Here is a 21,948-nt window from a genome sequence, read left to right as displayed (position 1 = left end):
CAGGGCCGAGTCACCGGTCGTTGCCGTCGAGCCGGTGGTGCCGGATGCCGCGCCAAGGCTGCCGCGATAGCTGCGGCCGTTGACCGACCCCGTGTCCGTCGACGCGGTCGCGCTCGAACCGATCAGCCTCGCCGAGGAACGCCGGGTAGCCGATCGTGACGGTGCTGGTTTCGACGCCGGCGTGGATCAGGGTGACGACGTCGAGGGCCGCGTCGATCGTGATCGCGAAGCCGCTGATCGCGGCCGTCCCCGAGGACGCCGCCGTGGCGATGCCGATGACCTCACCGTCGGCGTCGTAGAGCGGCCCGCCGGAGTCGCCGGACTGGATGTCCGCGTCGACCTGGATCAGTCCGGTCAGGGTCTCGGCGTGCGTGGCGTCCTCGCCCGACGCTGTGATGGTTTGGCCGACGCTCGTGACGCTGCCGGCCGCGGCGGTGAGGGTGCTCGTTCCGCCCGCGTTGCCGACCCCGGTCACCGCGTCCCCCGCCGCGACTGGTTCCCACCCAAGTCCCGGAAGCTATCGGATTTCCATGAGGCGCCGCGGTGTCGGCCAAGAGGGTCCCGCCCATCGGCTGTGACCCCTCCGGGCCGGCCGGGCCGGTCAGACGAGGACTGTGCTCGCGATCTCGCTGAAGCCCTGGTCGGTGACGGTGACCTCGAGCTTCGCCGGGATCTGTTCCTTCATCGAATCCACATGGCTGATCAGGCCGATCGTACGGCCACCGGCACGCAGGCCGTCGAGGGTGCTCATCGCGGTCTCGAGCGTTTCGCTGTCGAGCGAGCCGAAGCCCTCGTCGACGAAGAGGGTGTCGAGTGCGATGCCTCCGGCCTGGTGCGAGACGACCTCGGCGAGTCCGAGGGCCAGGGCGAGGGAGGCGAGGAAGGTCTCGCCGCCGGAAAGCGACTGGGTCGGCCGGGCCCGACCGGTGTGCTGGTCGAGGATCGCGAGTCCGAGTCCGGACTGGGTGCCGCGGTACTGCAGGGAATCGTCGTGTTCGAGGACGTATCGGCCTCCGGTCATGTCCCGCAGCCGACCGTTCGCGGCGAGGATGATCTCCTCGAGTTGCGCGGCGAGAACGTAGGTTTCGAGTTTCATCCTTTTGGTGTTCGGTTCCTCGCCATGCACGACCGCGGCGAGCTCCCGCACCTGGGCCTGGGTCACGAGGAGGGTCGCGGAAGTGGCGGCAAGGGCACGTGCCTCGGCGACGACGACGGCCAGTTCATCCTGGCGGACGGCGAGGGTACCCTGCGCGGCGAAGGCAACGTCCCTGGCCTCGGCGGCGGCGGTCCTGGCTGCCCTGGCCGGTTCAAGGTCGAGAGCGGCACCGGGCAGGCCGGCGAGCTCCGGTTCGGCCAGCACGGCGCGCACGGCGGCGAGCTGGTCGTCGTGGGCACGGATGCCGGTCTCCCGCGTCGCGATTTCGGCCGGCGTGAGTCGTGCGGTGACGACCTCCGCCTCGTCGGCGAACCCTTCGGCGGCGAGGCGCTCGGCGACGGCTGCTGAGGCGGCGGCAAGGGCACGATCCCGTTCGCCGCTGAGCGCGCGGGCCGTCTCGAGGGTGCGGCCCGCCTGGAGTTCGGTGCGCAGGCTCTCCGCCCGTTCGGTGACGGAGGCGTAGCCCGCCGATTGCCGGTTGACGCGTTCCTCGATCGCGATGCGGCGGCCACGGAGTTCGGTGAGCCGGGTCGCAGCGTCGTCCCTGCCGGAGCGGACTCCGGCGAGGGTCTCCCGCGCGTGGTCGAGCTCGGCGCGCAGCCGCAGCCGCTCGGCACCGAGTTCTGTCTCCCGTGCCGCCGCCGTGCGTGCGCTCTCGACCGCGGTGAGCGCGGCGGCACGCGTTGCCGCGCGATCGGCCTCTGTTCCCGGGCCCGCGGCGGCGCGGGAGGCGGCGGCGCGCGCACCGAGGGTGAGGACATCTTCGTTGCTGCTCCCGAGGTCGCCCTGGGCCCGGGTCATGTCGGCAAGGGCGGCCTCGATGTCGGCGTCGGTGACCGGCTCACCAGGAGCCTCAGCGGGGTGCGGATGCGTCGTGGACCCGCACACCCCACAGGGTTCGCCCGGAACGAGCCGGCCGGCGAGCTCGCCGGCGTGATCGGCCAGCCGCTTGGCGACGAGGTCCCGGTAGTGCCCGGCGGCGTCTGCGTTCTCGGCGGCCGCGACCGCAAGCCTGCTGCGTGCGGCGTCGAGGTCCGCCTCGAGTGCGGCAGCTTCTGCGGCTGCGGCTTCGGCGGCCACCGCGCGGGCGAGGGAAACGACGGACTCCGGTTCGCGGGCGGCGTCGCGAGCGAGCACGGCGAGGTCCCGGTCGAGGTCGTCGAGCAGGGCGGGCGCGGCGTCGATCCGGGCCTGGAGCCCGTCGAGGGTGGCCTGGACCTCGGAGAGCCCGGCCTCGGCGGACCCGATCCCGGCGTTGATGGCCGGCAGTTCTTCTTCGGCCGCGAGGACATCGTTCAGGGACCCGAGCTGTTCGAGGAGCAGGTCGATGGTGGCAGAGACCGGCACGGCATCCTGGTCGTCGTTCTGGTCGTCCACGTCGGAACCGTGGACCGTGAGCCAGGTCTCCCGAGCCGCCACCTCTGACCGCGCCGCTTCAAGGGCAGCGTCAAGGGCAGCGGACTCGGCCTCGATCTGGGGCAACACCCGGCCTGCGCGGTGCGCGGCGGCGAGGCGTTCACGGTCGGCGTCGACAACGGCGCTGCGCTCGTCGAACACGGCCAGGCCGGCGGCGGCGGTGTCCCTGCGGTCCTGGCGGGCGCGCATCTCGTCCTGGGCGCGAAGCGCTGCGGTCGCGTCGGCCAGTGCGGCGTCCGCGGCGGAGGCTGCGGCGACGGCGACGGCGAGTGCCTGCTCGAGTTCGGCGGTGGCCGCGTCGAACCAGGCCAGGTCCCGTGCCGCGGTGCCCGACTCGGCGGCTGCGGGCCGGTGCCGGGCCGCGGCCTCCGCGAGTGCGTCGAGCCGAACGCGCACTCCAGTGAGTTCGTCGTCGAGGGCCTTGCGACGGGTGATGAGTTCGGTCTCCAGGCTCTGGAACCTGCTGGTGCCGAAGAGGGTGCGCAGGACCTCGCGGCGATCGTCGGTCTTGGCGAGCAGGAAGCGTTGGAACCGGTTTTGAGCGAGCAGGATCACCTGCAGGAACTGGTCCTGTTTGAGCGGCAGGATGCGGGCGAGCTCATTCCCGACGTCGACGGGGCGCGCGGCGATACCCCGCCAGCCGCCCACGGCACCGGCAGTACCGACGGCACCGACGGCACCGACGGCACCGACGGCACCGGCGTCGTCCGTATCGGGGTCACGGATGTCGAGCCGGGCGTCGGGTGCGGACAGCGTCGTGCCGGTGCCGCGCTTCTTGGCCTTGAGGTACTTGGGAGTGCGGAAGATGCGATAGTCGTGCCCGTTCAGGCCGAACTCGAGCTCGACGTAGGTGGGGTCACCGGATTCGCAGTGGTCGCTGCGCAACTGCGACTCCGTGCCCTCGTAGCGCGGAACACTGCCATAGAGGGCGAAGCAGACTGCGTCGAGGATGCTGGACTTTCCCGCACCGGTCTTGCCCGTGATCAGGAAGATACCGTCGTCATCGAAGCGCTCGAAGTCGACGACCTGCTCGTTCTTGAACGGGCCGAACCCGGCGAGCTTCAGGCGCTTGATCTTCACGTCGTACTCCTCGTGGTTCCGGTGCTCACTGGGTGACTTCCTTCAGTTCCCCGGCCGCGAGCAATTCGGCGACAAGGTCCCGCTCGAACTCCGTCTGCCCGACACCATTGCGCACGAAGCTCAGGAAGCCGGCGACGATATCGGGATCGGTCTGTCGGTTGATCCGTTCGGCGTAGCTCTCGCTTCCGGTGTCCATGACGACGGCCGGCCGGTGTTCGAGGGTGACGCAGTACGGGAACCGTTTCTGGAGTGCGCGCATGGCGTCGAGGGGACGGACCTGGTCTGTCAGCACGGCCGACACCCAGTCGCCGTCGAATGCCGCGAACCGGTCTTCGGTGAGGAGTTCCTCGAGTTCGCCGGTGAGCACGCTGAGCCTGCGGGGAACCGGGAGGGCGACCCATTCGATCTCGAGCTCTGCGCCCTTCCCCGGGCTGTCAGGGCCGAGGTCGACCTGCCAGGCGCCACGGGGCTTGGCGGCCTCGGCAAAGGAATAGTGCAGGGGCGCGCCCGAGTAGCGCACCCGGTCTTCGAGCCTGGCCCGCCCGTGGATGTGCCCGAGGGCGACATAGTCCGGCCCCTCGAACACGCTGACCGGCACGAGGTCGAGCCCGCCGGCGGTGATGTCCCTCTCGACGTCACTCGACTCCTGCGTGGCCGCGACGCCGGCCGCGAAGCAGTGCGCGAGCACGACAGAGCGGCCGCCGCGAACCAGGAGGTCCGCCCGGATCTGCTCCATGGCGAAGGCGAGCACCTGCTCGTGGGTCTTGAGCGTTCGTTCCGGGCGCGCCTGATTGGCATAGTGATGCCGAATCAGTGCCGGTTCGAGGAAGGGGATGCCGTAGAAATGCACCGGGCCGTGCTCGTCGGTGACAGTGACCGGCGAGGCGACCTGTTCGGGCCGGGTGATCACATGGATGCCGGCAAGGCCGGCCCACTCGGACTGGAACCCGAGTCGGGTGGCCGAGTCGTGGTTGCCGCTCGTCATGATGACCTGCGCTCCGGCCCGCCGGATCTCGCGGAGGGCCGTCGCGAGCAGGGTGTAGCTGTCGGCAGAGGGCATCGCCGAATCGAACACGTCGCCGGCGACGACGACCACGTCGATCGATCGATCGCGGACCACGTCGACGAGTGCGCCCAGCACGATCCGGAGATGGTCGAGGGTCGAGTGCGTGTGGAACGTGCGCCCGATGTGCCAGTCCGACGTGTGCAGGATCCTCATGGTCGTCACGCTACCGCCCAGCACCGACACGGCCCGGTCGGCCCGCCCACGAACATCCATCTTTGTTCTTCTGTGTTTTCCTTGACAAACAAAAAGAAACACAGATATCGTGGACACCATCCTGATCGAAACGATCGGGCCGCGCAGTGGCGGGGGGTCACTCAAAGACGAGGAGGTATCATGTTTGCGGAAGAACGGCAGGCGCTGATCGCCGAACTCGTCACAACCGCCAGCCGGGTCACCGTCAATGAACTCGCAACTCGCTTCGACATCACCCCGGAAACAGTGCGCCGCGACCTCGATACGCTCGAAGGTTCGCGGCAGTTGCGTCGAGTCCACGGCGGCGCCGTGGCCCTCGACCGCCTCAGCCTCTCCGAGCCGAGCCTGGCCGAACGGCAGACCCAGCGACACGACGAGAAAGAGCGCATCGCCGCGGCCGCGTTCGCCATGATCCCGACCAGCCAGTCCGGATCGATTATCCTCGACGCCGGCACCACGACAGAACTCCTCGCCGACCGCCTCGCCGACTGGACCTCCGCTGGCCCCGACGATCAGCTCCTCGTCATCACGAACGCCGTGCCGATCGCGTACAAGCTCGCCGGCAATGAGGAGATCCAGCTCCACCTCCTCGGCGGCCGCGTCCGCGGCCTGACCCGCGCGGTCGTCGGCCAGAGCACGATCGCCCAGCTCGAGGGACTCCGCCCCGACATCGCCTTCATCGGCGCCAACGGCGTACACGCCATCTTCGGTCTCAGCACCCCCGACCTCGTCGAATCGTCCGTGAAGACCGCCATCGTGCGGTCGGCACGGCTCGTCGTCGCGCTCGCCGATTCCACCAAGCTTGACGAGGAAACCCTCGTGCGGTTCGCCGCCCTCGGCGACATCGACGTCCTCATCACGGACGTCCTCCCATCACCGGAACTTTCCGCGGCCCTGGCCGTGGCTGACGTAGAGGTTGTGATCGCGTGATCATCACGCTTACCCCGAATCCGAGCCTGGATCGCACGATCTCGCTCGACGGCGTTCTCGCCCGCGGCGAGGTCCAGCGCGCCGTGGCGAGCCACGTCGAGCCAGGGGGCAAGGGTGTCAACATCTGCCGCGCCCTCGAGGCCTCCGGCGTGGAGAGCCTCGCGATCCTGCCTGGCGACGCCCTCGACCCGGTGCTCATCGCACTGTCCGATGCGGGCATCCCGCACCTCGGGATGCCGATCGGCGCAAGCATCCGCAGCAATGTCGCGATCACGGAACCGGACGGCACCACGACGAAGGTCAACGTGCCCGGTCCGGTGCTGACCCCCGCGCAGCAGACCGAACTGATCGAGCTCGTGCTCGACCGGGCGGATGGCGCCGGCTGGGTCGTGCTCGCGGGCTCGCTGCCGCCGGGCGCTCCCGTCGACTTCTATGCGGACATCATCCGCCGGCTGCGCGCCCGCTACGGCGCCGCGGCACCCAAGGTCGCCGTGGACTCCTCCGGCGCCCCGTTCGCAGCCGCTGTGAGCGCCGGCCCTGACCTGATCAAACCGAACGGCGAGGAACTCGCCGAGCTCACCGGCATCCCGGACCCCGCGGCCCTCGAGGGCAACCCCGCCATGGTCGCCGCGGCATCCGCCCGGCTCGTTGCCGGTGGTGTCGGCGCGGTCCTCGCGACCCTCGGCGCCCAGGGGGCCGTATTGACGACGAAGGACGGGTCCTGGCTCGCCCAGACTCCGCCCATGATCGCCGTGAGCACCGTCGGAGCCGGTGACTCGTCCCTGGCCGGTTTCCTGCTCCGCGACCTGGCCGGCGGAAGCGCCCCCGACGCGCTCCGTCAGGCGGCGGCCCACGGGGCCGCAGCCGCATCTTTGCCCGGATCAACCGTTCCGGCACTGAACCAAACAAAGCCCAGCGACGTCACCGTGACGCAGCTGACCCATCCAAAGGAGGATGTCCAGTGAGTGCACTGATCACCCCAGAGCTCGTCGCTCTGGATAAGAACCTCGGAGCCGCTCCCTCGAGCGTCATCCGGCGACTCGCCGAGCTCGTTGTCGGCGCAGGCCGGGCCACCGAGATCGAGAGCCTGTACGCGGATGCTCTCGCCCGCGAAGCGAAGACGGCCACCGGAATCCCGGGCGGCCTCGCCATCCCGCATTGCCGCTCCGCCGCCGTTACCGAGCCGACCCTCGCGCTCGCGCGCCTGTCGACCCCGGTCGACTTCGGCGCAGGAGACGGCCCCGCAGACCTGGTCTTCCTGATCGCCGCGCCGGCAGGCGCGGACCAGGAGCACCTTAAGATCCTCGCGAAGCTGTCCCGCTCGCTGATGAAGCCCGCGTTCACGGCCGCCCTGCGCGCCGCCAAGACGCCCGCAGAGATCGTCGAGCTCGTCACCAACGTCGTCTCCCCCGTTCCGGTCGCCGTCGGCGGCGGAATTGCCGCCCCCGCGGCATCCGTCCCGACCGGCGTCAAGCGCCTCGTCGCCGTCACGGCCTGCCCCACCGGCATCGCGCACACCTACATGGCCGCTGAGGCCCTCTCTGCAGCAGCGGAAGCGGCCGGCGTCGAGATGCAGGTCGAGACGCAGGGTTCTGCCGGCCTCACCATGCTCGACCCGGCGATCATCGCCGCCGCCGACGCAGTGATCTTCGCAGTCGACGTCGACGTGCGCGGCCGCGAGCGTTTCGCGGGCAAGCCCGTCATCCAGGTTCCGGTCAAGCGCGGAATCGACGAACCGGCCAAACTCATCGCGGACGCCATCGCGGCCTCGGAGAACCCGAACGCCCGCCGCGTCGGCGGGACCGCAGGGGCAGCGGAGGTCGACGAGAAGAACGAGCACATCGGCCAGAAGGTCAAGCGCGCGCTTCTCACCGGTGTCAGCTACATGATCCCGTTCGTCGCCGGTGGAGGCCTGCTGATCGCACTCGGCTTCCTCCTCGGTGGCTACGAGATCACCAAGATCGCCGACGTCGTGACCCTGCAGAACAGCCTCTTCAACCTGCCGGACGGCGGCCTCCCGATCTACCTCGGCGCGGTCTTCTTCAAGATCGGCGCCCTGTCGATGGGCTTCCTGGTTCCGGCCCTCGCCGGGTACATCTCCTTTGCGATCGCCGACCGTCCGGGTATCGCTCCCGGGTTCGTCGCCGGTGCCGTCGCCGGGTTCATGGGCGCCGGGTTCCTCGGCGGCATCGCCGGCGGCCTGCTCGCCGGTGTCGCAGCGGCCAGCTTCGCGCGGCTCAACGTTCCGCGCTGGCTCCGTAGCCTGATGCCCGTCGTGATCATCCCGCTCATCGCCTCGATCGTCGCCTCCGGGTTGATGTTCCTCGTGCTGGGTGGTCCGATCGCCTGGCTCACCGCGGCGCTGAACACCTGGCTCACCGGCATGAGCGGCGCAGCGGCGATCGTCCTCGGACTGATCCTCGGACTGATGATGGGCTTCGACCTCGGTGGCCCGGTCAACAAGGTCGCCTATGCCTTCGCCGTCGCCGGCCTCGGCACCGCGACCCTGGCCAACCAGGCGCCGTGGCAGATCATGGCCGCCGTGATGGCCGCCGGAATGGTTCCGCCGCTCGCGATGGCCCTGGCCACCGTGCTCGACAAGAAGCTGTTCAGCCCGATCGAACGCGAGAACGGCAAGGCGGCCTGGCTGCTCGGTGCATCCTTCATCTCCGAGGGTGCAATCCCGTTCGCAGCGGCAGACCCGCTTCGTGTGATCCCGGCGAGCATGCTCGGCGCCGGTGTCACGGGCGCCCTGTCGATGGCCTGGGGTGTCACGAGCAAGGCCCCGCACGGCGGCATCTTCGTCTTCTTCGCGATCGACAGCTTCGCGCTGTTCGCGCTGGCCATCGCGATCGGCACCGTCGTCGCCGGCCTCGCGGTCATCGCCCTGAAGCGGTACACCACCAAGAAGGTCACCGCCGGAGTGGAAGCCCCGGTTCTCGTCACCGCATAACCAGCAAGTAGTACCATCACCGCATGAAGACGCGGCGGCCGATACGCGATCCGTACCGGCCGCCGCGTAATATCGTTACCGTGGGCAACCAATTCCCACGCAAGAATTGAGGTTAAACCGTGCAGCAGAAATTCTCCGGCGTGGGCGTCAGCCCCGGACGGATCATCGGATCGATTCGGCAGATGCCCAAACCGGTCAGTGAACCCCCGGCCGGAGAAAGGTTGGCTGCGTCGCTGTCAGCGGATGCCGCCACTGCCCTCCTCCGCACCGCGGCCAAGACCGTCCAGGGTGAACTGCAGAGCCGTGCAGCAGGAGCCTCGGGCGCGAGCAAGGCCGTTCTCGAAGCGACCGCGCTGATGGCCACAGACCCCATGCTGATCAAGGCCGCGGTCAAGCACATTAACACCGGAACATCCGCCGAACGCGCAATCTGGGAGTCCGGAGCCTCGGTCGCCGAGATGCTGATCAACCTCGGCGGTTACATGGCCGAGCGGGCAACGGACGTCCTCGACGTACGCGCCCGGATCGTGGCCGAGCTCCGCGGAGTGCCCGCGCCGGGCATCCCCCTCGCCGACGAGCCCTACATTCTCGTCGCCGAAGATCTCGCCCCCGCAGACACAGCGACCCTCGACCCCGAGAAGATCCTCGCCCTCGTCACGTCCGGTGGCGGGCCGCAGTCCCACACCGCGATCATCGCGCGTGCCCTCGGCCTCCCCGCCGTCGTCGCGGCGCCCGGTGTCGACACCATCGCCGAAGGCACCGAGATCTACGTCGACGGCGCCGCCGGCACCGTTTCCCTGGAGCCAGGCTCCGAGGAAACCGCCGCAGTCGAAGCATGGAAGACCGCCGCAGCGATCCTCGCCGTCTTCGACGGCAACGGCCGCACCGCGGACGGCCACCTCGTCCCCCTGCTCGCCAACGTCGGCGGGGCCAAGGACGCCGTCAAGGCCGCAGAGGCAGGCGCCCAGGGCGTCGGACTCCTCCGCACCGAGTTCTGCTTCCTCGAGCGCGAGACCGAGCCCACGATCGACGAACAGGTCATCGCCTACCGGGGCGTGTTCGACGCGTTCCCCGGCCAGAAGGTCGTCGTGCGCACCCTCGATGCCGGTGCTGACAAGCCGCTGCCGTTCCTGACCGACACAAGCGAGCCCAACCCCTCGCTCGGCGTTCGCGGCTACCGCACCGACCTGACCACGCCGGGCGTGCTGGCCCGCCAGCTCACCGCGATCGCCCAGGCCGCCGAAGGTTCCCCCGCGATCGTCTGGGTGATGGCCCCGATGATCGCGACTCCCGAGGAAGCCGCCGAGTTCGCAGCGATGTGTGCGACCGCCGGACTCAAGATCCCCGGGGTCATGGTCGAGGTTCCCTCCGCCGCCCTTCTGGCGGACCGGATCCTCGGCGAGGTCGACTTCGTCAGCCTCGGCACGAATGACCTCACCCAGTACACGATGGCCGCCGACCGCCAGCTCGGCACCCTCGCCGCGCTGAACTCCCCGTGGCAGCCCGCCGTGCTGAAGCTGATCGGCCTGACCGTCGAAGGCTCCATTGCCGAGGGCAACAACAAGCCCGTCGGTGTCTGCGGCGAGGCAGCTGCCGATCCCGTGCTCGCGGTCGTCCTCGTCGGGCTCGGTGTCGCAACCCTCTCGATGACCTCCCGGTCACTCTCCGCGGTCGGAGCAGTGCTCAAGTCGGTCACCCTCGAAGACGCCAAGAAGCTCGCGGTACTCGCGGTTTCCGCGCCGAATCCGACAGAAGCCCGTAAGCGCGTGCGCGCCGGATTGCCCATACTTGAAGAGTTGGGTCTGTGACCGCACTCGCGTAGCAACACCCCGCACCACTCCAGTCAGCCCGCAGTATCGTCGAGCACGACCGTCGCCGAGTATCAACCAGGAGGAACTATGTCCGAACGCACAGCCACCATTGCCAGCCGAGTCGGCCTGCATGCCCGCCCCGCGTCCATTTTTGCGGCCGCCGTCGGCGAGCTGCCGATCGAGGTCACCATCGCGATGGAGGGCGAGCCTGCTGAAGACGCCATGGACGCCTCGAGCATCCTGAGCCTGATGAGCCTCGGCGCGGCCAACGGCGACGTCGTCGTGCTGCGTGCGGAAGGCGAAGGCGCCGACGAGGCGCTCGAAGCCCTCGTGAAGATCCTCGAAACGGATCTCGACGCCGAGTAGTACTCCACCGGCAGGACAAGGAAGCACCCTCGGTCGCCGAGGGTGCTTCCTTTTTTGGTGCCCGTCGGTTTGGGCCCGTCGGTTTGCGCCCGTCGTTCGTCTACCCGTCGACGAGGGTGATGAAGGCGCTCAGTTGGGTGAGCGCCTCGACGCTGCGGGGCAGCGAGTCCGTGAGCGCTGGCGAGTAGACAAGCCACGCCGCCCACTGGGCGCGCGAGATGGCGACATTGAGCCGGTTCGCGAGCAGCAGGAAATCGAGGCCGCGCGGCGCCTCCTCCGCAGAGGACGCCGCGAGCGAGACGATCGCGACCGCGGCCTCCCTGCCTTGGAATTTGTCGACCGTGCCGACCGGCACCGCAGAGTAGCCGGCCGCCCGGAGACGTTCCCGGATCAGGGCGACCTGGGCGTTGTATGGAGCGACCACGATCACGTCCGTCTCGCCGAGCGGGGCGGTTCGCCCGGCGGATGTCCACGGCCGGCCGATGGCGTCCCGCACGAGCCCGACGACGACATCCGCTTCTTCGATCGACGAGGTCGCGTTGTCGGCGTGGCGCACCGGAACGGGATGCAGCCCGGGTTCCAGCCCGGCGAGAGCCCGGTCGGAGGGGTGCGAACGGAGTTTGCCCGCGTAGGAGAGCGTCGAGACGGGCGCACAGACGGCCGGGTGCATCCGCCAGCTCGTGGAGAGGAAGTATCCGAGGTCGGCGGGCAGCACCCGGTGCCCGTCCGTGAGCCAGCCGAGCGCGGAGAGGTCCACGGGTTCGGGGTGCGTGCCCTGGCTCACCTGCGGCAGCTGTTGCGGGTCGCCGAGGAGCAGCAGTCGCTCTGCGGAAACGGCCGCGGCGATCGTGCTTGCGAGGGAGTACTGGCCGGCCTCGTCGATCACGAGCAGGTCGAGCGAGCCTCGCGGGATCCGGTCGGCGTTGCTGAAATCCCACGCTGTCCCGCCGAGCACCCAGCCGCCGGGCCGGCCGGTGAACGCGGCGAGGCCCTTCGCATCGAGGGCGAGCCAGGGAGTGGCGGTGCGTTCCTCGCCGGTCTTGGGCTTCTTGCCGACCCGGTCCTGACCGAGCCCGACGTCGGCACCGGCCTCGACCACTGCGCGCAGCATGTTCTCGACCGCCGCGTGCGACTGCGCGACGACCCCGATCCGCCAGCCGTGGCGGACGACGAGGTCGGCGATCACCCGCGAGCCGACGAAGGTCTTCCCGGTTCCTGGCGGGCCCTGGACGGCGAGGTACGAGTGGTCGAGGGCCAGCACGGCGTCGCGGATGGCGGCCCGGGTGTCTCCTGCGGTGACGAGAGGCAGGGTATCGCCGGCTCGGAGTCTGGGCGGCACCCGGCGCAGGATGTCGAACGCGGCATCCGCGAGCGGGAGCGGCCACGCGGACAGCACGGCCCTGCCCCACTGGGAGATGGCGCCGACCTGGCTGCCGGGCGGCGGAGGGGTTCCCGGAGTGAGGGCAACCGGGAGGGCGTCGTGGTGGGGCGCGTCGCGTTCGAGGATCTCCTCGACGAAGAGCACACCGTCGTCTGCGACACCGTCTTCAGCTGCACCGTCGAAACCCCCGTCGGCGCCCACCTGTACGATGGTCGCCTTGTTGTGGGCGGTGCGGGCGCCCGGCTCGTCGCTCCGTCGGATCGGCGGATACGGCGGGTCGTACACGAGGAACGGCTGTTGCCCGGCCTTGACCGAGCTTCCCGGCGCCGGGGTGCCCTCGAGCCGGAGCAGGCGTCGGTCGAGGACCTGCCTGCCCTCGCGGTGCCAGCCGATCTCGACACTGGCGCGCACGACAGAGAAGACGTCCCTGGTGTCCGACCAGTCCTCGAGGGGCGAGGAGAGCCGGGAGAAGTGGTCCCACCAGAACGATTTCTGCTCACGGCGGTGGTAGTCGATCGCCGCGGCAGCGAGGGCGAGGGCGGTCTCGTCCCGCGTGCGGCCGGACGGCGGCACCTGTTCGAGCAGGGCGGTCAGTTCGAGGTAGACCGGGTCGCGTTCCCGTTCGGGGACCGCGATCGAGAGCTCGCCGGCATCGCCCCGGAAGCCGAGGCGTCCGGCGGCACCGTCGCCGAACGCGCCGTCGTCCGCGGAGCGATCGAGGAGCCAGTCCCGCAACCGCCTCGTCGAACGGCAGTCGTAGGCGTTGTACCGCGCGATGTCCTCGAGGACGGCCGCAGCGGCCTCCGCCTGGCCGGCGGCGAGGAGCTCGCCCGCGTGCGCGTACTCGGCGATCGAGTCTGCGGCGTTGTCGACGCCTTCCCTGGCCTCCTCCCCCATGTACAGGGGCTCGAGCTTTTTGAGCGAGTAGCTGCGGCTGCCGACCCGGAGGCCCTGCCGCACGATCGGGTACAGGTCGACGAGCACGTGGTTGCGGAGCAGGTCGTCTACGGCATCCTCCCCGACACCGTGCCGGGCGGCGAGACTGAGCAGGTGGGTGCGCTCGTAGGGGGCGTAGTGGTAGATGTGCAGGTCGGGGTGCCGTTCCCGTCGTTCTTGCACGTACGCGAGGAAGTCGATGAGGGCCTGGCGTTCCTCGGCGTGACTGTGCGCCCAGAAGGCGCGGAAGGTGTCGTCGGGTTCGACGAGGCCGAACAGGTAGTCGAGGCCCCACACCACGGTGCCGGCCGAGGCGTCGTCCGCACCCTCCTGGTACAGGGGGTCACCCTCGAAGTCGAAGAAGATGTCCCCCGCGCTCGGCCGTGGAAGTGCGGCGAGCGCCGGCGGGTTGGTCACCTGCCAGGCGAGCGGTCGGCCGGGGTGCGGGTCGAGTTGCAGCCGGGCCTGGGCGCGCAGGGTCGAGAGTGTCGAATCGGTGAGGCCGACCACGGGCCCCGTCGACGCGGCGAGCTCCTCGATCGTCCTGATGCCCGCGGCGCGCAGGCGGGCACGCTGGGAGAGGCGCAGTTGGGCGACCAGGAGCACGTCCCGGTGCAGTTGCACCTGTTCCTCGCAGACCGCGCAGCGGCCGCAGGCGACGTACCGGGGGTCGCCCCAGGGGGTCGGCGCGGTGTCGGCGAGGCGTTCGTCGATCAGGCCCTCGAGCCGGGCCCGCCTGGCCCGGTACACCGGCAGGATGTCGGCCAGCCGGTGCGAACTGGTGCGCCCGTCGCCGAGCAGGAGGTGAACCCGCTCGCCGGTGCGGATGCCGAGGCGTTCCAACTGGTCGCTGTATGCCGCAAGTTGCAGCAGCGCGGTGACCTTGGCCGAGCGGGCCAGTTTCGTGTCGTAGACCTCATAGCTCGGGCTCACCGGGGCTCCTCCTGCCGCATCATTCGTCTCCGGCGAGCGGATGATGAAGTCCGCGTACCCGAGGAAGCGCCCGTCGAAGAAGGCGGCCTGGAACACGACGCCGGCGCCGGCCCGGAGGGCCTCGGCGCTCAGCCGGGCGGCTTCGAGGATCGCAGCGCGCTCGGCGCGGGCGGGACGCTCGATCTCGACGACGGGCCCGGACGAACGGAGCCGGTTCAGCATCCGCAGCTCATGGGCGTCGCCGAGTACCGCCGTGCGAGCGAGCATGGCGTCAACGCGGTCCGGTACCGGGTCGATCCGCCCGAGGCGAGCGTCCAGCCGGCGCAGCGCGGCCCATTCGCAGACCGCGGCCGCGCTCAGGTCGCTCGCCGAGTACACGACGGTGACAGGGTCAAGCAGGAACACGACGGCCTCCCGAAAGGATCTGACCCGAGGCTAACCGAAGCCACCGACATGCGGCTGCTGTGAGCCGGCTGTGGAATCCCCCACAGCACGGAGCGGCCCATTAGCCTCGACCCAACGGCAGTGCTGACGTGGCCGGGCTCACCTCACGGGGAGGCTCCGGAGGGTTTCCTCGACGTCGGACTCCGTGACCTCACCGACGAATTCGAAAAGGACACACCGTGAGCGAAACCACCAGCACGAGCCCGAGCGACGACACCACCGGTACGGCGACGGGCCCCGACGGCCACATCATCCAGGACTGGACCGACCTCGGGAAGGAGATGTGGTCGTACCTGACCGGCAAGAGCGCCGTGATCAACTACACCTTCATCGACATGGCCGTCGAAGTCCCGCGGGACATCGGACCGGACGCCCCGCGGGCGACGTGGAAGCTGAACGGCACCCTCCGCGTCACGACCAGCGAAGGTCCTGCCGTCGAGTCCATCGCCAACTGACCATGGCAACGACCACCCGCCTGGACATCGATCTCGCCTTCTCCCTTGCCGAGCCGAACGGTCAGCAGGGCGGCGAGCGGATGCAGGGAACGATCACTGCAGCGGGAACCGACGTAGAGATCTTCGCGAACCGGCCGGAGCTCTTCCTGCAGACGAGGACGATCACTCTCAAGGAGGTCCGTACCCTCGCTGCCGACCTGGCCGAACGGGGGCTCTCGGTCTCGCTGAGCGGTCCGAATGGGCTGGTCGTCCGGCTCGGTGCGATCCCGGCCCAGCGGCTGCAGCGCCTCCTGACCGGGTCCGCGCATGTCGCCCTCGGTACGCGGGCGGCGCTGGCGCCGCTGCTGCGCCGTCGCAGGCGTGCCGGCGGCGCGGAAGCCGCACCGGTCGTGACCCTGCCGCCCTCCACCCTCTTTCCCCTGGTGCCGACGCTCGACCGCCGCATCCGGCGCACGGTGACGACCACGCACTACACCCGCGGATCCGGACGACCCCGGCTGATCTTCGTCGTCGGGTCGGAGAACTGGGACGGCAGGCCGCCCCGCCAGTTCGACCTCATGCCGGAGACCACAACGATCGGATCGAGCCCGGACGCCGATCTGAGGCTCGACGGGCTCACTCCCATCCACGCCGAGATCCGGCACGACGAGAATGACGAGTACGTGCTGTTTCTCCTCGGGGCCGTCGCTCCGGGAACGGAGTCCCAGGGCATCGACGGGAGTCGTTCGGCAGCGGGCGGACGGATCCTGCGCACCGGAGCGCGTATCGAACTCGGGCCGTGGCGGATGGCGTTCTTCCGCGAGGAATTCGCGGATCACGGTCGTCCGTACGGCGGCAGGGTGGGCGGGGAACTGGCGTACCAGAAGCCGCAGCCCGCTCGCCGGACCACGGCGACGCCGCGGCCGGCCGCACCAGGGCGGCCGGCCTCCTAGCCGCGCAGACCCGGCGTTCAGCCGGCCGCTGTCCCGGCGTCCTTGTCGTCAGACCGGCTTGTCCGCCGGGCTGACGGCGGCGGATGCCTGGGCGCCGGCATCCGTCCGGTCGGGTGCGCTGACCCCGTGGGGACTGGCAAGCTATCGCCGCTGCCGCTGCACGGCTACAGTGCGTCAGTGACGAGGGGAACCTCATGCGCAGGAACTCACCCATCGGCGTCCTGTCCCGCGTCAGTGCCGCGCTGGCCCTGACTGGGACTCTGGTCCTCGCCCCGGTCGCCGTGGGCGGCGCCCTCGCCGCCTGGGTTGTCGTCACCACGATCCCGGTGGGGTACAACCCGCGCGGCGTCGCCGTCGACACGGACACCCACACCGTCTACGTCACGAGCCTCACTCCGTCCGCGGTGTACGTCATCGACGGCACGACGGTGACGACGACGATTCCCGTCGACCCGAGCCTCGGCGGCATCGCCGTGAACACGGCGACCCATACCCTGTACGGCGCGAGCGGAACCGCGGTCACGGTCATCGACGGCCCGAGCACCACGGTGACGGGCACGATCGAGATGGGTACCGCCGTCGCCGAGGTCGCCGTCGACCCCGGGACGAACACCGTCTACGTGACCAGCCCCGACGCCCACACCGTCTCCGCACTCGACGGCGCGACCGAGACGCTCCTCGGCACCGTCGACGTCGGCACGACCACCCAGGGCCTCGCGGTCGACACCGGCACCCACACGGTTTACGTCTCCCTACCGGCCTCGAACGCGATCGCCTCGATCACGGGGCTGACGGTCTCGGGCACGATTGCCGTCGGCGGCTCCCCGCACGGTGTCGCCGTGGATCCCGTCGCCCACACCGTGGCTGTTACGAACGCGGGCGACAACACCGTTTCCCTCGTCGACGCGCTGACCGGATCCGTGACCGCAACCCTCGGTGTTGGCGCTGGGGCGTCCGGCGTGGCCGTCGACCCGACCTCCGGACGGGCCTACGTCTCGAACGTCAACGGCGGAACGGTGTCGGTGATTGACACCGCCGCCCGGACTATCATCGGCACCGTCTCGGTTCCCAACGCCCCGGACGCGATTGCCGCGGACTCTGCACTGGGACGGGTCTGGGTCGCCGCGGCGGACGGAATGTCCGTCTCCGCACTGAGCGACGTGCCGGCTGGCACGCCAGCACCGACGGGCACGCTAGCACCGACTGCCACTGCTGCGCCCCCGCCCGCACACACCGGGCAGGCGCAGCCCCCACCGATGTCGCACCCTGCCCTGCCCGCCACCGGGAGCGACGCCGTCCTTCCCCTGCTGGTGGCTGTGGCGTTCGTCCTGGTCGGGGCTGTGCTGCTGGCCTTCCTCCGCGGCCGCCGTCGCGGCGGCGACAGGACCAACGATCAGGACGAGCGCAGGCCGTAGGCCGCCTCTCTAGCGCCCTGTCGATCGCCCTAGACCGGCTCTTCCGCCGGGGTGACGGCGGCGGATTCCTGGGCGCCGGCATCCGCTTCGGGCTCACGTCCGTCGCGGTGCGGCGCGGTTCCGGAGAGCCGCAGGGTCGCGAGCAGCCCGATGACGAGGAAGCCGGCCGCCGCAAACGCGGAGTACCGGGTGCCCTCGCTGAAGGCGTCCCGCGCGGCCGCGGCCACGGCAGGGCTCTGGGCTTCGAGGGCGGGGATCGCCGCACCGGCGCTGTCGACGACAGCGTCGACGACCTGGGTGCGCGCAGACTCGGGCAACCCGGGAACGTCCGCGAGCTTCGCGTCCAGCGAGGCGCCGACCGAGGTGAACAGCACGGTGCCGAGCACCGCGATGCCGAGCGCGGAGCCGATCTGCCGCGCGGTCGATGAGGTGCCTGAGCCCTGGCCGCTCTTCTCGACCGGCACGTCCTTGAGCACGACCCCGGTCAGCTGGGCGGTCGCGAGGCCCACGCCCATTCCGTACACGAACAGGAACGGCACGATCGACAACCAGCTCGCGTCCGCGGTGATCACGAGGCCGAGGCCGGCGACGCCGACGATCTCCAGGACGATTCCGACCCGGACGATCATTTCCGGGGACACCCGGTTACCGTACGCGCCCGCGAAACCACTCGCAACGAAGGAACCGATCGCGAGCGCGAGCAGCACGAACCCGGTCTGCAGGGCGTCATAGCCCAGCACGTTCTGCAGCCAGAGCGGCAGGGACAGGATGATGCCGAACTCGCCGAGCGACACGATCAGGGCCGCGATGTTCCCGTTGCGGAAGGAAGCGATCCGGAACAGCGAGAACGCGAGCAGGGTGGTCTTTCCGGCGCGCTGGCGGGAGAGACCCCAGAGGATGAAGGCCGTGCCGGCGAGGAGGGTGATCGCGAAGGCGATCGGGATCGGTGAAATCGAATACGGCCAGGTGAAGCCGCCGATCACCATCGGCTTGTTGGTGAGCCACCAGCCGTAACTGCGGCCCTCGATGAGCCCGAAGACGAGGGTCGCGCTCGTGACCACCGAGAGGACGGCGCCGACGACGTCGACCCGGCGCGGTTCACCGGCGTCTTTCGACTCGGAGACGAAGACGAGCACGCCGATGACGATGATCACGCCGAGGGGAACGTTGATGCCGAAGGCCCATCGCCAGGAGAAGTACGTGGTCAACCAGCCGCCGAGCAACGGCCCGACCGCGACCATGCCGCCGATCGTGGAGCCCCAGATCGCGAAGGCGATGCCGCGGTCCCTGCCGCGGAAGTTCGCGTTGATCAGCGATAGCGTGGTCGGAAGCACCATGGCACCGCCGATGCCCTGGATCAGGCGGGCTCCGATCAGCAGGTCGCCCGATTGGGCCGCCGAGGCGAGAACGGATGCCGCGGCGAAGATCACGACGCCGAGGAGCAGGATCCGACGGCGGCCGTACCGGTCCGCCAGCGTGCCGAAGACGAGCAGGAGGGCGGCGAAGACGAGGGTGTAGCTTTCCTGGACCCACTGCACCTGGGTCGAGGTGATCGCGAGGTCCCGCACGATCGAGGGGATCGCGACGTTGATGATCGTCGAGTCGACGATGATGAGCGCGACGGCGACGCTGATGAAGACGAGGCCGGCCCAGCGGCGGCGCGGAGACTCGGTGCGGGCGGCGGGTGACGTGGGGGTGGCTGGGTGCTGGTCGGTCATGCGACTACCGTTCGGGTCGGTGGGGATACGGGGAGTTCGGCCATGCGCAGGCGCGCACCGACGGTGACGGCGATCACGAGCACCACGGCGGCGAGTGCCGCGACACCCGCGGGCATGGAGAGCGGGGCGCCGCCCAGTCGCGCGACGGCGAGCCAGCCGAGTCCCCAGGCGAGGGAGGCAGCCGGGGCGAGCCGGCCGTGACCATCGATCGCGAGCAACCCGCCGACAACCGCGGCGACCGCGATGACGGCGACCGCCCACAGGTCGGGGTCGAGCCCGAAGCCCGTGAAACCGGCGGCGACGAGCACGGCGGTCACGTTCGCAGCGGTCGCGACACAGACCCAGCCGAGGTAGAGGCCCATGGTCCCGTCGACGAGGATCGTTTCGACGATGCACTTCGGGCGTGAGGCCAGGGTGAGCCGGAAGGTCCAGACGAGCACCGCGAGCAGAGCCACGATGACGGGAACGCTGAGCCAGAGCTGGTCGAACTGGATGCTCAGGATCCACGCTGCGTTCAGGATCAGCGACGCGAGGATCGGGTAGCCGAGCAGACGTTGCCGGGGATCGCTCCGCTGCGCCGGCAGGCACTGCCAGATGGCGTATCCGACCAGGCCGAGGTAGATCGGCGTCCAGATCGCGAACGCGGGCACCGCAGGCGCGATCAGGGTCGCGTCGGCCGCAAGCGCGCCGCCGGCGGCATCCTGGATGGGCGTGCCGCCCGCTGCGCCCGACCCGATGAAGGATCCGACGAGGGCGACGAGCGCGCCGATCACGACGAGGACCTGCCGCCGGAGATCTCGAGAATTCATCTCACTCTCCTAGATATAAGTCAACTGAACAAGATGACGTTAGCACCAGGGAGCGCGAAAGGACAGTGCGCGTGGGAACCGCCGACACCTGGCCGGTTTCTCACGACCAGCCGGAGCTCGCCCAGCGGAGCTCGACGTGCCCCTGGACCAGTATCGTGCGCGATCGAGAGTACGCCCCGCGGAACGCGACGTACCCCCGGATCAGTAGTTGTAGGCGATCGAGCAGGTCTGCTGGCTCGCGGTCTGGCCGCGCAGGCCGGCGATTTGGACGGGCGCCGCCGGATCCGTCGCCGCGGGTGTCGGTGTGCCCGTCGCGGCACCGGTCGCCGAAGCAGAGGGGGTCGGCGTCGGGGCCGGCGTGGCGGCGGGCGTCGCGACGGGCGTCGACGTGGGGTCGAGTTCGGCGCTGTTGCCGAGGGATTCGGCGTCGAGGGTGAAGGACTGGTCAGCCGTCACCGCGGCGAACAGTTTCTTGGCGAGCGCCGTCGAGGGCACGAGCTTCGCAAGGTTGTCCGGGTCTGTCGCCGAGGGGTACTGCACGAACACGAGCTGGTTCAGGTCGATGTCCTTCAGGGCGAGCGCCATGCTGACCATGGTCGGGATATTGGCGAGCGATGTGGAGAGCTTCAGGTTCGTCCCTGCCGCCGTCGCGAGTGCGGACAGCTTCGACACGTCGGTGAGCGTCGCGCTGCTCTTCATCACGCGCATGAGCGAGGACATGTACGCCTGCTGCGAGGAGATCCGGGACAGGTCGCTGCCGTCGCCGACGCCGTGGCGGCTGCGCAGGTAGGACAGGGCCTGGGTTCCGGAAACGACGCTCGTTCCCGCGGGGAGGTCGAGTCCCGTGTACGGGTCCTTGATCGCATCGTTGAGGCAGATCGGGACGCCACCGACGGCGTCGGCCATCGCGACCGTGCCCTCGAAGGAGATCAGTCCCGCGTATGGAATGGTCAGCCCGGTCAGCGCAGAAACGGTCGAGACGACGCAGCCGAGGCCTCCCCTGCCGAAGGACGCGTTCATGGCCGTGGACGAAACGGACTTCGACACCTTCCCGGTGTCGGGGTCCGTGCAGGCAGGCTGGCTGACGACGAGGTCACGGGGAATGCTGATCACGACCGCGCTCTTATGGTCGGCGGAGACGTGCAGCAGGATGTTGACGTCGTTGAGGGTGCCGGTGCGTTCCCCATAGGCCGCCGACTGGGTGAGGGAGTTGTCCACTCCGACGACCAGAACGTTGAAGCCGCCCTCGAAGGAGCCGAGCTGGGGCATCGCGGGGAGGTCGGTCGCCCCGTTGGAGATGTCGACCGCGTTGGCCGAAACCTTCGTTGCGAACTGGCTGACCGCGATGGCCGCAACGGATGCACCGCTCACGAGGACGACCGCAAGCGCGATCGCGAGGGCCTTGATCAGGGCGAGCGTCGTGTGGCTGCGACTCGGTCGGCGCCGGTGACGGATGAGTGTGGCCGCCCTGGCGTGCCTGCGGGCGTCCGCGCGACCCTCGGGCCTGTGATTCGTCAACAAAACCCCTAGTTGCGTTCCATGGTCAGAATCTTCACGATAGTTGCCGGTCCCGGATGTTTTCTGGACTCGGGCTATGAGACTCACAGAAACGGCTGTGTCAGTCTGGGAGCATGCTGATCAACCGGGTGCACCACATCGCCATCATCGCGAGCGACTACGAGCGCTCGAAGCGGTTCTACCTCGACGTCGTGGGCTGCACGCTCGAAGCGGAGTACTTCAGGGCCGAGCGCGACTCCTGGATGGGCAAGCTCGCCCTGAACGGCGAGTACATCCTCGAGTTGTTCTCGTTCCCGGACACTCCGCCCCGGCGCAGCGGACCGGAAGCGCTGGGCCTGCGCCATCTCGCGTTCGAGGTCGACGACGTTCCCGGCGCGCGCACCGAACTCCTCGGCAAGGGCGTCGACTGCGAGGAGCTGCGCGTCGACCCGAACACA

At 69.6% G+C, this 21,948-nt stretch carries 16 protein-coding genes; 9 read left to right on the top strand and 7 right to left on the bottom strand.

Going from position 1 to position 21,948, the window contains the following annotated elements:
* Nucleotides 1-10: 10 nt before the first annotated feature.
* The 3 genes from QN350_RS09140 to QN350_RS09130 form a co-directional block, all read right to left on the bottom strand.
* Entirely contained in the window at nt 11-475 is a 465-nt protein-coding gene (locus tag QN350_RS09140) for a trypsin-like peptidase domain-containing protein (RefSeq protein ID WP_416172999.1), read from the bottom strand.
* Nucleotides 476-601: 126 nt separating this feature from the next.
* Complete coding sequence (locus QN350_RS09135; RefSeq protein ID WP_322137651.1) at nt 602-3,652, bottom strand: SMC family ATPase; 3,051 nt, start codon at nt 3,650-3,652, stop codon at nt 602-604.
* A 25-nt stretch (nt 3,653-3,677) separates the two neighbouring features.
* On the bottom strand, nt 3,678-4,871 hold the full coding sequence (locus tag QN350_RS09130) for an exonuclease SbcCD subunit D (RefSeq protein ID WP_322137652.1): 1,194 nt from the start codon (nt 4,869-4,871) through the stop codon (nt 3,678-3,680).
* A gap of 180 nt (nt 4,872-5,051) precedes the next feature.
* On the opposite strand from QN350_RS09130, the gene QN350_RS09125 reads away from it, so the two are divergent.
* The 5 genes from QN350_RS09125 to QN350_RS09105 all read left to right on the top strand — a co-directional run bounded on the left by QN350_RS09125 (nt 5,052) and on the right by QN350_RS09105 (nt 10,970).
* Nucleotides 5,052-5,840, top strand: coding sequence for a DeoR/GlpR family DNA-binding transcription regulator (locus QN350_RS09125; protein WP_322137653.1), 789 nt, complete (start codon nt 5,052-5,054; stop codon nt 5,838-5,840).
* Nucleotides 5,837-6,805 (top strand): 1-phosphofructokinase family hexose kinase, encoded by a 969-nt coding sequence (locus QN350_RS09120; protein ID WP_322137654.1) that lies wholly within the window; start codon nt 5,837-5,839, stop codon nt 6,803-6,805. The genes QN350_RS09125 and QN350_RS09120 overlap by 4 nt, the downstream gene beginning before the upstream one ends.
* Nucleotides 6,802-8,793 (top strand): fructose-specific PTS transporter subunit EIIC, encoded by a 1,992-nt coding sequence (locus tag QN350_RS09115; RefSeq protein ID WP_323516236.1) that lies wholly within the window; start codon nt 6,802-6,804, stop codon nt 8,791-8,793. The genes QN350_RS09120 and QN350_RS09115 overlap by 4 nt, the downstream gene beginning before the upstream one ends.
* Before the next feature lie 119 nt (nt 8,794-8,912).
* A complete protein-coding gene (ptsP, locus tag QN350_RS09110) occupies nt 8,913-10,601 on the top strand; it encodes a phosphoenolpyruvate--protein phosphotransferase (protein ID WP_281535523.1) in 1,689 nt (562 codons plus the stop codon).
* 90 nt (nt 10,602-10,691) lie between these two features.
* On the top strand, nt 10,692-10,970 hold the full coding sequence (locus QN350_RS09105; protein ID WP_281535524.1) for an HPr family phosphocarrier protein: 279 nt from the start codon (nt 10,692-10,694) through the stop codon (nt 10,968-10,970).
* A 100-nt stretch (nt 10,971-11,070) separates the two neighbouring features.
* Here the strand turns inward: QN350_RS09105 and QN350_RS09100 are convergent, their stop codons facing one another.
* Nucleotides 11,071-14,625: a TM0106 family RecB-like putative nuclease gene (locus QN350_RS09100; protein WP_322137656.1), complete on the bottom strand. Its 3,555-nt coding sequence runs from the start codon at nt 14,623-14,625 to the stop codon at nt 11,071-11,073.
* Between the two features lie 218 nt (nt 14,626-14,843).
* On the opposite strand from QN350_RS09100, the gene QN350_RS09095 reads away from it, so the two are divergent.
* From QN350_RS09095 to QN350_RS09085, 3 genes are all read left to right on the top strand, one after another.
* Entirely contained in the window at nt 14,844-15,119 is a 276-nt protein-coding gene (locus tag QN350_RS09095) for a hypothetical protein (RefSeq protein WP_416173000.1), read from the top strand.
* 2 nt (nt 15,120-15,121) lie between these two features.
* Nucleotides 15,122-16,051, top strand: a complete 930-nt coding sequence (locus QN350_RS09090; RefSeq protein ID WP_322137657.1) for an FHA domain-containing protein — start codon at nt 15,122-15,124, stop codon at nt 16,049-16,051.
* A gap of 194 nt (nt 16,052-16,245) precedes the next feature.
* Nucleotides 16,246-17,466, top strand: coding sequence for a YncE family protein (locus tag QN350_RS09085; protein ID WP_322137658.1), 1,221 nt, complete (start codon nt 16,246-16,248; stop codon nt 17,464-17,466).
* Between the two features lie 29 nt (nt 17,467-17,495).
* On the opposite strand, the gene QN350_RS09080 is transcribed toward QN350_RS09085, so the two are convergent.
* The 3 genes from QN350_RS09080 to QN350_RS09070 form a co-directional block, all read right to left on the bottom strand.
* Nucleotides 17,496-19,184 (bottom strand): DHA2 family efflux MFS transporter permease subunit, encoded by a 1,689-nt coding sequence (locus QN350_RS09080; protein ID WP_322137659.1) that lies wholly within the window; start codon nt 19,182-19,184, stop codon nt 17,496-17,498.
* The gene (locus QN350_RS09075; RefSeq protein WP_322137660.1) at nt 19,181-19,993 is read right to left on the bottom strand and encodes a TspO/MBR family protein; all 813 of its coding nucleotides are present in this window, start codon (nt 19,991-19,993) and stop codon (nt 19,181-19,183) included. Before QN350_RS09075 ends, QN350_RS09080 begins: the two co-directional genes overlap by 4 nt.
* 201 nt (nt 19,994-20,194) lie before the next feature.
* Nucleotides 20,195-21,511 carry an LCP family protein gene (locus tag QN350_RS09070; protein WP_322137661.1) on the bottom strand — a complete coding sequence of 439 codons (1,317 nt, stop codon included), beginning with the start codon at nt 21,509-21,511 and terminating at the stop codon, nt 20,195-20,197.
* 113 nt (nt 21,512-21,624) lie between these two features.
* Here QN350_RS09070 and QN350_RS09065 point away from each other — a divergent pair.
* Nucleotides 21,625-21,948, top strand: a 324-nt coding sequence (locus QN350_RS09065; RefSeq protein WP_323516234.1) for a VOC family protein, incomplete at its 3' end; no start/stop codon positions are given.

The organism is Cryobacterium sp. 10I5, from assembly GCF_035019865.1.
In the GTDB taxonomy this organism is placed as follows: domain Bacteria; phylum Actinomycetota; class Actinomycetes; order Actinomycetales; family Microbacteriaceae; genus Cryobacterium; species Cryobacterium breve_A.
This window is presented reverse-complemented; position numbering and strand designations above follow the sequence as displayed.